This is a genomic window from Neisseria sp. HMSC056A03 (assembly GCF_001815685.1).
Classification (GTDB): Bacteria; Pseudomonadota; Gammaproteobacteria; order Burkholderiales; family Neisseriaceae; genus Neisseria; species Neisseria subflava.
On record NZ_KV821587.1, the window covers coordinates 100,428 to 114,597 of the forward strand.

Here is a 14,170-nt window from a genome sequence, read left to right on the forward strand (position 1 = left end):
TCTGTTAAAAACCATTTTCCATCATGATTTCGCCGGGGATGCGGTTGCGGTGCATGGCGTAGCCCAAATCCATCAGGGCTTGGAAAGTGTCTTTGACCATTGCCGGATTGCCGCAAACCATAAAGCGCGTATCAGCCTTGGTAAACTTGAAGCCGACTTTTTCTTCCAGACCGCCATTCTTCAGCAATTCGGGAATACGTTTGCCGCTCAATGCACCTTCTGTTTCCTCGCGTGTGGTAACCGGAACAAAAGTGAATTTATGGAAATATTCTTCAATCAGCGGATGCTCTTTCAAATCGGCAAGGCGCTGGTTGAAAATCAACTCGTCGGCGTAAGAGACGGAATGCGCCAAAACCAAACGGTCGAAACGCTGCCAGATTTCAGGCTGCTCGATAATGGAGAGGAAAGGCGCAATGCCGGAACCCGTGCAGAGCATGACCAAATCTTTGCCATCGGGGAAACGCTCGGGCAAGAGGAAACCGGTAGCCGTTTTATCCAGCAAAATGGTATCGCCCTCTTTCATCGCAGCAAAACGCGCCGACATCGGACCGCCTTCGATTAACACCGCGAAATACTCAAGCGTATCGGCGTATTCGGCAGACACGACAGAATACGCGCGCCAAATAAAGCCCTCGCCGTCACGGAAACCAAGGCGCGAAAACTGCCCTGCCGAAAAACGGTAGGATTCGGGACGGCTGATGGCAAAAGTCATCAGCTTAGGCGTATGGTGTTTGATCCACAAGACTTTTTCTTCGGTAAACTTGGCTTCTGGAGAAGCTGCCATAATAGGTTTCCTTGATATTCGGTATCAGTTTCAAATAGGGCTTATTATAAAGATTCAAAAGGCCGTCTGAAATATTTATTTTCAGACGGCCTTTAAGATTATTCACGGCGCAAACGGATACTGATGCCTTTTTGTTCCAAAATCAAATCGTTACCGTCAAAACGATAGTTCCACACGCTTTGTTTGCGCAAAAACGCATCTTCCAGCTTCATGTCTTCACACAGCATCATGCTTACCGCAATATGGCCAAAATCAATTTTGTCCGAACCAATCGTATTGGCTTGGAACATCATACCGTTACACCCCATCTTGCCATACGCCTTAGGCATCTCGCTCAAATCCAGATAGGCATCAGTACCGGCCAAATCTTTTTCGGTGAATTTATTGAAAGCGACAACACGCCATTTGGCGGCTAAAGTAGGCTGCGCCGTTTGTTGAGTTTGTACCTGAGATTTAGAGGCTTGTTCAGACTGAGATACTGAAGAAGATGTACAAGCTGCCAAAGCCACCATACTCATCAATGCACCGAATAATGTTTTCATATCCATTCCTTATGTATTACTAAAGGCCGTCTGAAAAACGATTCACCTTCAGACGGCCTTTACGTCTTATTTACAAAGTCGTATCCAATGCTTTGGAAATATCATTCCAAATATCGTCAACATCTTCGATACCGACAGAGAAACGTAGCAGGCCGACTTTGATGCCCATCTCCATTTTCACATCATGCGGCACGCCGCTGTGAGACTGGGAATAGCAATGGTTGACCAGACTTTCCACGCCGCCGAGGCTGGAAGCCATTTTGACCAGTTTCATGTTTTTAATCACGCTATTGGCCGCTTCACGCGTGTCATTTTTGAGATAAACCGTAACCACGCCGCCGATGCCTTTGGGCATTTGTGCTTGGGCGAGTTCATAATGTTCGTGCGACGGCAGGCCGGGATAGAACACTTTTTCTATGGCAGGATGAGCTTCCAAACGACGCGCAATTTCGAGTGCGTTTTGGCAATGGGCGTTCATGCGCAGAGCCAGCGTTTTAATACCGCGCAAAACCAACCAGCAATCCATCGGGCCTGCAATCGCGCCGGTATGCACCATCATGTCGTGCAAAGGCTGAGCCAGCTCTTTGGTTTTGGCAACGACTACGCCCATCAGTACGTCGGAATGGCCGCACAAATATTTGGTAGCGGAATGGAACACAAAATCGCAACCCATATCCAACGGCTGTTGCAAATATGGCGTGGCAAAGGTGTTGTCGATACCGACCAGCGCACCGGCTGCTTTGGCTTTCGCTGCGAGGACTTTAATGTCTACCAAGCGCAAAAGCGGATTGGACGGCGTTTCCAGCCAAACCAATTTGACATTGTGCGCTTTGAGCAGCTCGTCCAGATTATCCGGATTGCCCAAATCGGCAAAAACAACGTTCACACCCCATTTTTGATAAACATCAACCAATAAATCATAAGCACCGCCGTAAATATCGGCGACGGCAACAATGGTATCGCCCGGGCACAGGAAAGTACGCCACACGGCATCAATCCCCGCCATACCGCTGGAAAACGCAAAGCCGGCCGCACCGTGCTCCAAATCGGCAACGGTATCTTCCAATACCTGACGGGTCGGGTTGCTCAGGCGCGAGTAGCGGTAAGGCACATTTTCGCCAATCTCGTGCAACGCAAACATACTGTTTTGATAAATCGGCGGCATCAGCGCACGGTTGTGTTCGTCGCAATCGTAGCTGGAATGAATGGCTTTCGTGGCGAATTTCATTTGGTCTCTGCCTATGTAGATGTGAATAATCGAAGATTTTATCACTATCTGAAAAATAGAAACAATCAATGCAGGGGGATAAAGCAAGTGATATAATCTCGCATTTGCAAATCGGTCGACACGAGCCGATTCCCTCCACACGCATCTCAACAATCCTATCATGAAGGACATACCACGCATGAACGCCATTGCAGACGTGCAATCCAGCCGCGATTTACGCAACCTGCCGATTAATCAGGTCGGCATCAAAGACCTGCGCTTTCCAATCTCCCTTAAAAGCAAAGAAGGCGAACAATCCACCGTCGTCCGCCTGACCATGACGGTTTTCCTGCCTGCCGACCAAAAAGGCACGCATATGTCGCGCTTTGTCGCTCTGATGGAAAAACAAACCGATGCTTTGGATTTCGATACGCTGCACAAGCTGACCGCCGATATGGTTGCCCTGTTGGATTCGCATTCCGGCAAAATCAGCGTTTCCTTCCCGTTTTTCCGCAAGAAAAGTGCGCCTGTCTCCGGCATCCAATCGTTGCTTGACTATGATGTCACCCTGACCGGCGAAATCAAAAACGGTACATACAGCCACAGTCTGAAAGTGATGGTTCCGGTTACTTCATTGTGTCCGTGTTCCAAAGAAATTTCCCAATACGGCGCGCACAACCAACGTTCGCATGTGACCGTCAGCCTGATTGCAAACGCGGATGTAGCCATCGAAGAAATCATCGATTACGTTGAAGCGCAGGCAAGCTGCCAGCTCTACGGTTTGCTCAAACGCCCTGACGAGAAGTATGTAACGGAAAAAGCATACGAAAATCCGAAGTTTGTCGAAGACATGGTTCGCGATGTGGCCACTGTGCTGATTGCCGATAAACGCATCGAATCTTTCGTCGTCGAAAGCGAAAACTTTGAATCGATACACAACCATTCCGCTTACGCTTATATCGCTTATCCTTAAAGCCGAGCCGAAGAGAAACAAAGGCCGTCTGAAAATTTCAGACGGCCTTTGCATAGATTGAACGATAACATGAGACTATCGGTCATATATGGGCAACCCTATTTCGATATAATTCAAAAGTATTAGATTTCTCTCGCAATATTTGACATAAATTAAGCCGATTGTTTTTCCATCATTTATAATGACGGTTCCTCAACGGCATCTCCGTAGATACTATGAAAAAATTCCTTTATTTCCTCATTGCATTTTTAGGATTGAGCAGCTTCGCATTCGCAGTAGACGCCAATGATTTGCTGCCTCCAGAGCAAGCCTTTGTACCTCAAGTCAATGTAACTGATCAAGGCATCAGCGTGCAGTTCAAAATCGCTGACGGCTACTATATGTACCAGTCCAAAATCGTTGCAGCGACCAATCCTGACAAAGTCTTGGGCGAACCCAAATTCAGCAAAGGCGAAGAAAAAGAAGACGAATTCTTCGGCAAACAAACGGTTTACCACCATACCGCACAGGTTGACCTGCCTTACAAACAAGCCGCACCGCAATACAAACTGACGCTGACTTATCAAGGCTGTGCCGAAGTGGGTGTGTGTTATCCGCCGGTGGACACCGAGTTTGACGTAAAAGGCAACGGGGTTTATCAGCCTCAAAGCGATGAGCCGGTCTCTGCCAAAGACCGATTCTTGCAACCATCCGCCTCTTCAGACGGCCAAATGCCCGCCCAACCCAGTACAAACAATCCCGACAGCAGCCGCTTCAAGCTCTCTTGGGATACTTTAAACGCTAACCTGTTGGCGTTTTTTGTCGCAGGTTTGGGCTTAAGCTTTACCGCCTGTATGTATCCGCTCCTGCCGATTGTTTCCAGCATTGTCGTAGGCGATAAAAAAGCCGGAAAAGGCCGCGCGTTCACCTTGTCGATGGTGTATGTACAAGGTTTGGCATTGACCTATACCTTGGTTGGCGTGATTGCCGGTTTGACAGGCGCGCTCTTGACCGTATGGCTGCAACAGCCTTGGGTTGTGCTTGCCGCTGCCGCATTGATGGTGGTACTGGCGATGTCCATGTTCGGCCTCTTCAATATCCAACTGCCAAACTCCGTCCAATCCTATTTCCAAAACCAAAGCAACAAACTCTCCGGCGGCAAAATCATTTCCGTTTTCATCATGGGTATTTTGTCCGCCCTGATTGTCGGCCCTTGCGTTGCGCCTCCACTGGCATTTGCTCTGGGCTATATCGGCCAGACCGGCGATGCCGTATTGGGTGGCCTTGCGCTCTATACATTAGCACTCGGCACAGGCGTACCGCTCATCATCATCGGTACATTCGGCGGCCATATCCTGCCTAAAGCAGGCGATTGGATGAACGGCATCAAATACGCATTTGGCTTTATTTTGCTGGCCGTTGCCGTATATCTTGCCACACCGCATCTGCCTTATTTCGCAGTAGTCAGCCTCTACACCTTGCTGATGATTGTTCCCGCCCTTATGCTTTTGGCGAAATCCGGCAAACAAAAAGGCCGTCTGAAAACAGTTGCCGCCGTATTGGGCTTTTTACTGCTGATTGGCGGCTCATGGTTTGGTTGGCAAAGCTTCAATAAACAAACCACCGCCCTGCACCACTTCTTAACGCTGGTTCCGCCATCCGAAGCCGGACAAGAAACCGACCACGGCAAGATGTTTACCGATGTCGGCGAACTCAAAGCCGCTATGGACGCCGCTTTGAAAGCTGATCCAAGCAAGCCCGTGCTGATTGATTTCTACGCCGACTGGTGCGTATCCTGCAAAGAAATGGCCGCCTACACACTCAACCAACCACAGGTACACGAAGCAGTCGATATGCAGCGCTTTTTCCAAATCGACGTGACCGCCAACACTCCCGACCATCAGGCCTTACTGAAAGAATACGGCCTCTTCGGTCCTCCGGGCGTGTTTGTTGTCCGTGCCGACGGTAGTCATAGCGAAGCCTTATTAGGCTTTGTCAAACCCGATGCATTCATTGAATGGTATCGCAAAAACGAGAAATAGCCGTCTATAAAAAGGCCGTCTGAAAACAGATTTTCAGACGGCCTTTTCTTATGTTTAAAAATTAAAATTCATCTTGATGCCAACGCGTAGAACGCAAAATGCTGGAATCCACATCTTGAATATTGCGGTGACCGGTAAACGCCATGGAAATATCCATTTCTTTATACAGGATTTCCAGCGCACGAGTTACGCCTTCTTCGCCATACGCACCCAAACCATACAGAAACGCCCGGCCTATCATCGTACCTTTCGCACCCAAAGCCCAAGCCTTCAAAATATCCTGACCGCTGCGGATACCGCTGTCCATCCAAACCTCGATGTCGCTGCCCACCGCACTGACCACATCAGGCAAAGCCTTAATGGCAGACACAGTATCGTCAAGCTGACGGCCGCCATGATTGGAAACGACCAATGCGTCCGCTCCGCTTTTCGCTGCCTTTTCCGCATCTTCAGGTTCCATAATGCCTTTAATAATCAGCTTGCCGCCCCATAAATCTTTAATGCGCGCCACATCGTCCCAGCTCAGGCGCGGGTCGAATTGTTCGGAAGTCCATGAAGACAGCGAAGACAAATCACCAACGTTTTTCGCATGACCGACGATATTGCGGAAGGTGCGGCGTTCCGTGTTCAGTATTTTCATACACCATTCCGGTTTGGTCGCCAAATTGATTAAATTGGCAATGGTCGGTTTCGGCGGCGCAGACAGGCCGTTTTTAATGTCTTTGTGGCGCTGACCTAAAACCTGCAAATCGGCAGTCAAAACCAAAGCCGAACAATTAGCATCCTTCGCACGCTTAATCAAGTTCTCCATAAACTCGCGGTCGCGCATCACATAAAGCTGAAACCAAAACGGCGAGCTGGTGTTTTCAGCCACATCTTCAATCGAACAAATGGACATGGTCGACAGCGTAAACGGAATACCAAATTTTTCCGCCGCCCGCGCCGCCAAGATTTCGCCGTCGGCGTGCGCCATGCCCGTGAAACCGGTCGGTGCAATCGCCACCGGCATTTTCACATCCTGTCCGATCATTTTGGTCTCAAGGCTGCGTCCTTCCATATTAACCAATACTTTTTGACGGAAACGGATGTCTTTAAAATCCGAAGTATTTTCACGATAAGTGGTTTCCGTCCAAGAGCCTGAGTCAATATAGTCATAAAACATACGCGGCATTTTACGTTTGGCAACAAGGCGCAAGTCTTCGATACAGGTTATTTTGCTTAAATCAGATTTCATTGTCGATTGCCTCTGTTAAGGTAAAGATGGACGATCAAGGCCGTCTGAACATTTCAAACACCTCATTTATTTTACTCCATCAAAACAACTAAATTTTAAGAATAATTTTGATAATCTATATCAGTATCAATATTAAATCAAAACATTTTAACCCTGCCATCCGTAGGGTTGATAGCCTTTTTTCAGACGGCCTCAAATCCAAATTACAGAAAAATAAAGAAAATATTTTCCGATTTAAAAATCAGCCAATGCCACCATTTAAACAAACAATCAAACCGAGCCGCCACATACTTGACTGAAACACTCAGATATTAGACAATTCTCCCCACTAATAAAAACGCCCCACACAGGCAACCACACCATGAGACTGACTACCAAAGGGCGATTTGCAGTAACCGCCATGATAGATTTGGCGATGAACGCGCAAACCGGCGCTGTTAAACTCAGTGCCATCAGCGAACGACAAAGCATATCGCTTTCCTACCTCGAACAATTATTTAGCAAACTGCGCCGTGCCGGATTGGTTGAAAGCCTACGCGGCCCCGGCGGAGGCTACATCCTTGCCGCTCCCGCCGAGCAAATCAATATTGCACAAATCATCTCCGCAGCCGAAGACCGACTGGATGCCACGCAGTGCGGCAGCAAAGCAAACTGCAACCACGGCGCCCCCTGTCTGACCCACGACCTTTGGGAAAACTTAAACAAAACCATCAATGATTACCTCAGCGGCGTTACGCTGCAAAGCATCATTGAACAAAAAAACTGCAGCGACAGCAGTCATGTCGTTACCTTTACACACATTCATTAAACCGACTTGCGGCAAAGACCGCAGGCAGATGACCAAACGAAAGAGCAAACCATGACCGTCAAAACCCCCGTATACCTCGACTACGCCGCCACCACTCCCGTAGACCGCCGCGTTGCCGAAAAAATGATTCCCTACCTGTCCGATATTTTCGGCAATCCAGCTTCTAACAGCCACAGCTTCGGTTGGGAAGCAGAAGAAGCCGTAGAAAAAGCACGCTCAGACATCGCAGCCCTGATTAACGCCGACCCTAAAGAAATCGTTTTCACCAGCGGCGCAACCGAGTCCAACAACCTCGCCATCAAAGGCGCCGCGCACTTCTACAAATCTAAAGGCAATCACCTCATCACCGTCAAAACCGAGCACAAAGCCGTACTCGATACCATGCGCGAACTCGAACGCCAAGGTTACGAAGTAACTTATCTGGACGTACAAGAAAACGGTTTGGTTGATTTAGACGTACTGAAAGCCGCCATCCGCGAAGACACCATCCTCGTTTCCGTCATGTGGGTAAACAACGAAATCGGCGTAGTTCAAGATATTCCTGCCATCGGCGAAATCTGCCGCGAACGCAAAATCATTTTCCACGTCGATGCCGCCCAAGCCTGCGGCAAAGTGCCTGTTGACGTAGAAGCCGCTAAAATCGACCTGCTGTCCATGTCCGGTCATAAAGTGTACGGCCCCAAAGGCATCGGCGCACTGTACGTCCGCCGCAAACCCCGCGTCCGCCTCGAAGCCCAAATGCACGGCGGCGGCCACGAACGCGGCTTCCGCAGCGGCACCCTGCCGACCCACCAAATCGTCGGCATGGGCGAAGCCTTCCGCATTGCCAAAGAAGAATTGGCACAAGACACTGCGCACTACTTGAAACTGCGCGATATCTTCCTCAAAGGTATCGAAGGCATCGAAGAAGTTTACATCAACGGCGACCTTGAACACCGTGCTCCAAACAACCTGAACATCAGCTTCAACTTCGTCGAAGGCGAAAGCCTGATTATGGCAGTGAAAGAACTCGCCGTATCCAGCGGCTCCGCCTGTACTTCCGCAAGCCTTGAGCCAAGCTACGTTTTACGCGCACTCGGCCGCAACGACGAATTGGCGCACTCTTCCCTGCGCATCACCTTCGGCCGCATGACCACCGAAGAAGAAGTGCAGTTTGCAGCAGAACTGATTAAATCCAAAATCGGCAAACTGCGCGAACTGTCGCCACTGTGGGAAATGTTTAAAGAAGGTATCGATTTGAACTCGATTGAATGGGCGGCGCATTAATCCGCATTTATAAAAGACCGTCTGAAAATCAAATTGAGAAAGGTTTTCAGACGACCTAAATATAAAAATTTTATTTCATATTGAACACTGATTACAAATGGAAGAAATAAATACTGTTATTAATATTATTGCAGGTCTTGTCAGTATTTTCTCGGCTGTTAAAGCATGGGGATGGAAAAATGAAACAGAGAAATTAAGAGATGAAATATCTAATCGTAGAGATTTGCATGATATGGTTTTGAATCTACGCTACTGTTATGAAAAAATTGGGAAATTACCTGCTAAACATTTACGAGGAGTGAAAATTGATGCAGAGATCGCAGAAATTGAGAAACTTATGGCAACAGTATCGCAATTAGCTATTGCTAGTGATGATAAATTTTCGAATCCTGTGCTGGGACAAAAGATCAATGGTTGGAAGAATACTCTCGCTAAATATAATCGCTATTATGAACAAGAAAATTCGGAAGAGTCTATCCTGGAAATTAAACATACCTTGCAATCAGATATTGCATCAATGATTTCAAATGGAAATAAATATTTATAAAAGGATAAAAAGATAAAAGGATTTTATGATGTTAGATGAAAGACAGTATTTTGACGTACAAAAACTTCTAGAAAATCAAAAGGAAGAAATTGCAAAAATTAAATTTCATATAAGTATGTTGAATAACTATCAAAATTATGTGAATAATCCGATCGGATCGTTAGTTATTGAGTTTGATTGGTCTGAAGAAGATTTAGATAAAGCCCATGATATATTTGAAAAATATGATAAGAAAATACTTGAAGGAGGACTAGACGGTAATCTACATTCCTTGATGGAAAAAGATTTTAATGAGGATTTAAATCTTGGTTATCAAGAGGTTAAATCTGTTGTATTAGCTTTCTTTCGAGAAAGTCGGTGGGTTAATGTCTGTGTGGAATTTGTAAAATCATATGAATATGAACCAATTGAATTTAGTGAGATTATTTCTTATATCAAAAAATTAAATCAGCAAGCGTAGGTTGGGTTGAAAACCCAACAAGCCTATCAATCTACTCGAAATGTTGGGCTTAACAACCAAACCTACCTAATAAATAAAAAGGTCGTCTTGAAAATCCCAAAAAACCTTTTTAGACGACCTAAAAACCACCACATTAGAATTAAAACCAAGGATATAGAACCATGAACGAACAAGAGCTCGACCTCGACAATCTCGACAACCTACTCGAAGATTTTGACGGCGTTACCGTAGAAGGCGGCGTTGATTCAGAGAATGATGACGGCTGCGAAGGCGGCGCGTGCAAAATTTGAATTTCAGGTCGTCTGAAAACCGGCAAACAAACCACTTAAACCATCAAAAAACATTAAGGAAACCACATCATGGCATACAGCGATAAAGTAATCGACCACTATGAAAACCCCCGCAACGTCGGCACATTCGACAAAAACGACGAATCTGTCGGCACCGGCATGGTCGGCGCGCCGGCCTGCGGTGACGTAATGCGTCTGCAAATCAAAGTGAACGACGAAGGCATCATCGAAGACGCTAAATTCAAAACCTACGGCTGCGGTTCGGCCATCGCTTCGTCCAGCCTGATTACCGAGTGGGTCAAAGGCAAAAGCTTGGATGACGCGCTGGCAATCAAAAACAGCGAAATCGCCGAAGAGTTGGAATTGCCTCCAGTTAAAATCCACTGCTCTATCTTGGCTGAAGATGCGGTAAAAGCAGCCGTTGCCGACTATCGCAAACGTCAGGAAAACAAATAACCGGATTCAACGACCCCTTGTCGGCAGGTGCCCAAGACTCCTAGCGAGTCTTCGAGAAAAGCAAATCTGGTGATTTATTCCCCTCTTAAGCAGACAGGGTGAATTGAGAGCACAGAAACTTCATCCTTTTGAAGTTGCCGCCAAATTTGGGACTGCCTGCCAATCTATCCCCTCTCCCCGCGGGAGAGGGCAATAAATCGCAGCTTATATTTAATTTAGTCGTTATACCTGCAAAATCAAAGGAGGCGAAATGCCTTTTACTGATGAAGAAGTCCAATCCCTACTTGCTGTCGAAGGCATAGATAAAACCATATTGCAGCGTTTGCAACAAATGGGATTAGATGATATTGCCAAGCTGGCGGCGGCAGATTTAGACGATATTTTGGAACGGGGCGCACAATTAACCGGCTCGACCTGTTGGAGAAATAGTCCGCAGGCTAAAGCTGCCATTGCCGCCGCAATAGAGTGGGCAAAACAGCGTTTTCAGACGGCCTGATAATCAAGATGCCGTCTGAAATAAAAAAGCAGGCAAAACAGAAAATGATTGCGAAATGAGGAAAAAAGCATGATTACTATCACAGAAAACGCAGCCAAACACATCAACAGCTACCTGACCAAACGCGGCAAAGGGTTGGGTGTGCGCTTGGGTGTGAAAACCAGCGGCTGCTCGGGCATGGCATACAACCTTGAATTTGTCGATGAAGTGAACGAGGATGATCTGATTTTTGAAGAACACGGCGCGCGCGTTTATATCGATCCAAAAAGCTTGGTTTATCTAGACGGCACGCAAGTCGATTACACCAAAGAAGGCTTACAGGAAGGTTTCAAATTTGAAAATCCGAATGTCAAAGACTCTTGCGGCTGCGGTGAGAGCTTCCACGTTTAAAATATAAAAAATGGCGGGAAAGTATCAAAACCATCCCGCCATTTTTTGACTTCTTGCCTATTATAGCTGCCCTTGCCTTTTCTTTTTCGTTCTACTTTGTGTCGGAACAAATCAGATTTGACTAAGGCTTTTAAGGCATTGTCTCGTATTTTGCCTTTATTGTGTTGTACCTTACCGGTCATATTGTTTTCCTTTCGTATAAACAGTTTTTGGATTATATCGTAAAATAATCTTCTTCTTTAGATTTTTTCCTTTAATATCATGTCTCAATACTTCAACCTCTTCCAGCTTGAGCCATCTTTCAATATTGATACCGAAGCACTCGAACAGACCTATCGAGCTTTAGCTGCCCGTTTTCATCCCGATAAATTTGCTTCCGCCTCAGCTTTTGAGCAAAAACAAGCCGTCATGATGTCTTCTACAATTAATGATGCCTACCGCACATTAAAAAGCCCTATTGATCGGGCTGCTTATCTCTTGAAAAGCCAAAATATCGATGCTGATGCACCTGAACACACTTCGTTTTCACCAGAATTCCTCATGCAGCAGATGGAATGGCGAGAAACATTAATGGATGCACAAATGGAACAAAACCATGATGCCATCCGAGCGCTGGATCAAGAAATCCAAGAAGTACAAAGCAACCTATATCAAGATTTGCAACAAGCATTTGAACAACAGGATTATGAATCGGCCGCACAATGGGTACGGCATGGACGCTTTCTTAATAAACTTCGTAATGAAATTGCTTCAATCTTATAAAGTACATATGCTGTTACGTTTACCCAAGTTTTATAGCAAATGATTTTATATGCAAAACAAAAACCGTATCAGATAAATCTGATACGGTTTTCTTATGTTAACTACCTATTAACGTTTTTTACCGGTAACAGTAGCAACAGCCAGGTTTTCGTTACGTTTCAGAGAAACGCTTTCAACACCTTCCGGCAGTTTGATGTCTGACAAGTGCAGAATGTCGCCGGCAACTACTGATGCACAATCCAATTCCAAGAAAGCAGGAATATTTGCAGGCAAAGCAACTACTTCAACAGAAGTGTTCAACAGAGATACGCGGCCACCTTGCAGTTTAACAGCTTGAGAGTTTTCAGCGTTAACAATGTGCAGAGGAACGCGGATGCGTACAGGTTGATCAGCTTTTACAGCTTGGAAGTCGATGTGTTGAACTTCGCGACGAAATGGGTGCATTTGGAAGTCACGCACGATAACGTCTTTAGTTTCACCGTTCAAAGACAGTTTAATCAAAGCAGTATGGAAAGATTCTTTTTCCAATGCGTAGAATACAGTTTTGTGGTCTACAGCGATAGCAACAGGCTCTTGACCTTCACCGTACAGGATGCCAGGGATTTGGCCTTCGCGACGCAGGCGGCGGCTCGCACCAGTGCCTTGGGCTTCGCGAACAGAGGCTTGAATTTCGTAAGTCATGTTTAATACTCCAATTTAAATAAAATTGTCGTCATCGGCCGCGACCAGCTTAAGACGACATCGGGTTATGGCAGCAACATGCCGCCAGTCATCACATCTTCATTGAAAAGATATGAGACGGATTCTTCATTGCTGATACGGCGTACCGTTTCAGCCAGCAAACCGGCAATGGTAACTTGACGGATGCGTTCACATTTTTTAGCTGCTTCAGACAACGGAATCGTATCTGTCACAACTACTTGGTCAATTTCGGAAGAAGCAATTCGATTAACTGCTTCGCCGGAGAATACTGCATGGCTGGCGTATGCCAGTACACGATCTGCACCGCGCTCTTTCAGGGCGACGGCTGCTTTACACAAAGTATTTGCCGTATCGATCATATCATCTACGATCAAGCAAGTACGGCCTTGAATATCGCCAATAATGTTCATCACTTCAGCCACGTTGGCTTTAGGACGACGTTTGTCGATAATGGCCAAATCAGCATTTAAAGATTTAGCAACAGCACGTGCACGTACAACACCACCGATATCAGGGCTGACAACAGTCAGATTGTCGATACGTTGTTGTTTAATATCGTTCAACAAAATCGGGGTGGCGTAAATATTATCTACCGGAATATCGAAGAAACCTTGAATTTGGTCAGCATGCAAGTCAACAGTCAATACACGGTCGATACCTGCTGAGTACAACATATTCGCTACCAATTTAGCAGAAATCGGTACACGGACAGAGCGAGGACGGCGATCCTGACGCGCATAGCCAAAGTATGGAATCGCGGCAGTAATACGACCGGCAGAAGCACGTTTAAGTGCATCGGCCATAGTCAAAATTTCCATCAGGTTGTCATTGGTTGGCGCGCAGGTAGGTTGCAAAATAAACACATCGCGACCACGCACATTTTCCAACAATTCAATGGCTACTTCGCCATCAGAGAATTTGGAAACAGTGGCTTCACCGAGCGAAATATCCAAATGTTTGACAACACGTTGCGCCAATTCCGGATTTGCATTACCGGTAAACACCATTAAACTGTCATAAGCAGCCATATCTTCACCTGATTCTAAATTCGATTTACGCTCAGAAAACATTACGCTTCCCTTTGCCCCATGTCTAAGACACTAATTATGCAATTATACGCGTAAAGACGGGTAAAAAGAAGTTTTTCAGCGTTATTTTGCTCTTAGCATAAAAAAGCGTGTAAGAAAACTTACACGCTTTTATTTGGCTGGGGAGGAAGGATTCGAACCTTC

Annotated in this window: 17 protein-coding genes and 1 pseudogene; 11 read left to right on the forward strand and 7 right to left on the reverse strand. The window is 46.3% G+C overall.

Features of this window, described 5'->3' with window-relative positions:
- Positions 1 to 4: 4 nt before the first annotated feature.
- The 3 genes from HMPREF3052_RS01110 to HMPREF3052_RS01120 all read right to left on the reverse strand — a co-directional run bounded on the left by HMPREF3052_RS01110 (position 5) and on the right by HMPREF3052_RS01120 (position 2,554).
- Complete coding sequence (locus tag HMPREF3052_RS01110) at positions 5 to 784, reverse strand: ferredoxin--NADP reductase (protein WP_070608885.1); 780 nt, start codon at positions 782 to 784, stop codon at positions 5 to 7.
- Positions 785 to 882: 98 nt separating this feature from the next.
- Complete coding sequence (locus HMPREF3052_RS01115) at positions 883 to 1,326, reverse strand: META domain-containing protein (protein ID WP_070747929.1); 444 nt, start codon at positions 1,324 to 1,326, stop codon at positions 883 to 885.
- Positions 1,327 to 1,396: 70 nt separating this feature from the next.
- Complete coding sequence (locus HMPREF3052_RS01120) at positions 1,397 to 2,554, reverse strand: trans-sulfuration enzyme family protein (protein ID WP_070747931.1); 1,158 nt, start codon at positions 2,552 to 2,554, stop codon at positions 1,397 to 1,399.
- A 178-nt stretch (positions 2,555 to 2,732) separates the two neighbouring features.
- Between HMPREF3052_RS01120 and folE2 the strand changes: the two genes are divergently transcribed.
- Complete coding sequence (folE2, locus tag HMPREF3052_RS01125; protein ID WP_070747933.1) at positions 2,733 to 3,506, forward strand: GTP cyclohydrolase FolE2; 774 nt, start codon at positions 2,733 to 2,735, stop codon at positions 3,504 to 3,506.
- A gap of 215 nt (positions 3,507 to 3,721) precedes the next feature.
- Positions 3,722 to 5,527 carry a protein-disulfide reductase DsbD gene (gene dsbD, locus HMPREF3052_RS01130; protein ID WP_070747935.1) on the forward strand — a complete coding sequence of 602 codons (1,806 nt, stop codon included), beginning with the start codon at positions 3,722 to 3,724 and terminating at the stop codon, positions 5,525 to 5,527.
- Positions 5,528 to 5,588: 61 nt separating this feature from the next.
- On the opposite strand, the gene HMPREF3052_RS01135 is transcribed toward dsbD, so the two are convergent.
- Positions 5,589 to 6,761, reverse strand: coding sequence for an alpha-hydroxy acid oxidase (locus HMPREF3052_RS01135; protein WP_070747937.1), 1,173 nt, complete (start codon positions 6,759 to 6,761; stop codon positions 5,589 to 5,591).
- Between the two features lie 361 nt (positions 6,762 to 7,122).
- Here HMPREF3052_RS01135 and iscR point away from each other — a divergent pair, with 361 nt between their 5' ends.
- The 8 genes from iscR to iscA all read left to right on the forward strand — a co-directional run bounded on the left by iscR (position 7,123) and on the right by iscA (position 11,474).
- Positions 7,123 to 7,569, forward strand: a complete 447-nt coding sequence (gene iscR / locus HMPREF3052_RS01140; protein ID WP_003680774.1) for a Fe-S cluster assembly transcriptional regulator IscR — start codon at positions 7,123 to 7,125, stop codon at positions 7,567 to 7,569.
- Positions 7,570 to 7,620: 51 nt separating this feature from the next.
- Positions 7,621 to 8,835, forward strand: coding sequence for an IscS subfamily cysteine desulfurase (locus HMPREF3052_RS01145; RefSeq protein WP_070747939.1), 1,215 nt, complete (start codon positions 7,621 to 7,623; stop codon positions 8,833 to 8,835).
- Between the two features lie 97 nt (positions 8,836 to 8,932).
- Entirely contained in the window at positions 8,933 to 9,382 is a 450-nt protein-coding gene (locus tag HMPREF3052_RS01150) for a hypothetical protein (RefSeq protein ID WP_070747940.1), read from the forward strand.
- 25 nt (positions 9,383 to 9,407) lie between these two features.
- Positions 9,408 to 9,842, forward strand: coding sequence for a hypothetical protein (locus tag HMPREF3052_RS01155; RefSeq protein WP_141756585.1), 435 nt, complete (start codon positions 9,408 to 9,410; stop codon positions 9,840 to 9,842).
- 161 nt (positions 9,843 to 10,003) lie between these two features.
- Positions 10,004 to 10,132 carry a hypothetical protein gene (locus tag HMPREF3052_RS11965; RefSeq protein WP_003712319.1) on the forward strand — a complete coding sequence of 43 codons (129 nt, stop codon included), beginning with the start codon at positions 10,004 to 10,006 and terminating at the stop codon, positions 10,130 to 10,132.
- 69 nt (positions 10,133 to 10,201) lie between these two features.
- On the forward strand, positions 10,202 to 10,588 hold the full coding sequence (gene iscU, locus HMPREF3052_RS01160) for a Fe-S cluster assembly scaffold IscU (RefSeq protein ID WP_003674559.1): 387 nt from the start codon (positions 10,202 to 10,204) through the stop codon (positions 10,586 to 10,588).
- A gap of 250 nt (positions 10,589 to 10,838) precedes the next feature.
- The gene (locus HMPREF3052_RS01165) at positions 10,839 to 11,084 is read left to right on the forward strand and encodes a recombinase RecA (RefSeq protein ID WP_070747944.1); all 246 of its coding nucleotides are present in this window, start codon (positions 10,839 to 10,841) and stop codon (positions 11,082 to 11,084) included.
- Between the two features lie 69 nt (positions 11,085 to 11,153).
- Positions 11,154 to 11,474: an iron-sulfur cluster assembly protein IscA gene (gene iscA, locus HMPREF3052_RS01170; RefSeq protein WP_003685774.1), complete on the forward strand. Its 321-nt coding sequence runs from the start codon at positions 11,154 to 11,156 to the stop codon at positions 11,472 to 11,474.
- On the opposite strand, the pseudogene HMPREF3052_RS01175 reads toward iscA, so the two are convergent.
- Positions 11,434 to 11,656, reverse strand: a pseudogene (locus HMPREF3052_RS01175) (alternative ribosome-rescue factor A). The gene iscA and the pseudogene HMPREF3052_RS01175 sit on opposite strands and share 41 nt — an antisense overlap.
- A 79-nt stretch (positions 11,657 to 11,735) precedes the next feature.
- Here HMPREF3052_RS01175 and hscB point away from each other — a divergent pair.
- The gene (gene hscB, locus HMPREF3052_RS01180) at positions 11,736 to 12,236 is read left to right on the forward strand and encodes a Fe-S protein assembly co-chaperone HscB (protein WP_049351512.1); all 501 of its coding nucleotides are present in this window, start codon (positions 11,736 to 11,738) and stop codon (positions 12,234 to 12,236) included.
- Positions 12,237 to 12,344: 108 nt separating this feature from the next.
- On the opposite strand, the gene HMPREF3052_RS01185 is transcribed toward hscB, so the two are convergent.
- Both HMPREF3052_RS01185 and HMPREF3052_RS01190 read right to left on the reverse strand, forming a co-directional pair.
- Positions 12,345 to 12,917, reverse strand: coding sequence for a 50S ribosomal protein L25/general stress protein Ctc (locus HMPREF3052_RS01185; protein ID WP_004519902.1), 573 nt, complete (start codon positions 12,915 to 12,917; stop codon positions 12,345 to 12,347).
- A 65-nt stretch (positions 12,918 to 12,982) separates the two neighbouring features.
- Complete coding sequence (locus tag HMPREF3052_RS01190; protein WP_101755247.1) at positions 12,983 to 13,966, reverse strand: ribose-phosphate pyrophosphokinase; 984 nt, start codon at positions 13,964 to 13,966, stop codon at positions 12,983 to 12,985.
- Between the last annotated feature and the right edge of the window lie 204 nt (positions 13,967 to 14,170).

Coding starts and splice junctions, on each gene's coding strand:
- HMPREF3052_RS01185 (WP_004519902.1), bottom strand. CDS start 12,917: ATGACTTACGAAATTCAAGCCTCTGTTCGCGAAGCCCAAGGCACTGGT.
- dsbD (WP_070747935.1), top strand. CDS start 3,722: ATGAAAAAATTCCTTTATTTCCTCATTGCATTTTTAGGATTGAGCAGC.
- HMPREF3052_RS01145 (WP_070747939.1), top strand. CDS start 7,621: ATGACCGTCAAAACCCCCGTATACCTCGACTACGCCGCCACCACTCCC.
- iscR (WP_003680774.1), top strand. CDS start 7,123: ATGAGACTGACTACCAAAGGGCGATTTGCAGTAACCGCCATGATAGAT.
- iscU (WP_003674559.1), top strand. CDS start 10,202: ATGGCATACAGCGATAAAGTAATCGACCACTATGAAAACCCCCGCAAC.
- HMPREF3052_RS01155 (WP_141756585.1), top strand. CDS start 9,408: ATGATGTTAGATGAAAGACAGTATTTTGACGTACAAAAACTTCTAGAA.
- HMPREF3052_RS01135 (WP_070747937.1), bottom strand. CDS start 6,761: ATGAAATCTGATTTAAGCAAAATAACCTGTATCGAAGACTTGCGCCTT.
- HMPREF3052_RS11965 (WP_003712319.1), top strand. CDS start 10,004: ATGAACGAACAAGAGCTCGACCTCGACAATCTCGACAACCTACTCGAA.
- hscB (WP_049351512.1), top strand. CDS start 11,736: ATGTCTCAATACTTCAACCTCTTCCAGCTTGAGCCATCTTTCAATATT.
- HMPREF3052_RS01120 (WP_070747931.1), bottom strand. CDS start 2,554: ATGAAATTCGCCACGAAAGCCATTCATTCCAGCTACGATTGCGACGAA.
- HMPREF3052_RS01150 (WP_070747940.1), top strand. CDS start 8,933: ATGGAAGAAATAAATACTGTTATTAATATTATTGCAGGTCTTGTCAGT.
- HMPREF3052_RS01165 (WP_070747944.1), top strand. CDS start 10,839: ATGCCTTTTACTGATGAAGAAGTCCAATCCCTACTTGCTGTCGAAGGC.
- iscA (WP_003685774.1), top strand. CDS start 11,154: ATGATTACTATCACAGAAAACGCAGCCAAACACATCAACAGCTACCTG.
- folE2 (WP_070747933.1), top strand. CDS start 2,733: ATGAACGCCATTGCAGACGTGCAATCCAGCCGCGATTTACGCAACCTG.
- HMPREF3052_RS01115 (WP_070747929.1), bottom strand. CDS start 1,326: ATGAAAACATTATTCGGTGCATTGATGAGTATGGTGGCTTTGGCAGCT.
- HMPREF3052_RS01110 (WP_070608885.1), bottom strand. CDS start 784: ATGGCAGCTTCTCCAGAAGCCAAGTTTACCGAAGAAAAAGTCTTGTGG.
- HMPREF3052_RS01190 (WP_101755247.1), bottom strand. CDS start 13,966: ATGGCTGCTTATGACAGTTTAATGGTGTTTACCGGTAATGCAAATCCG.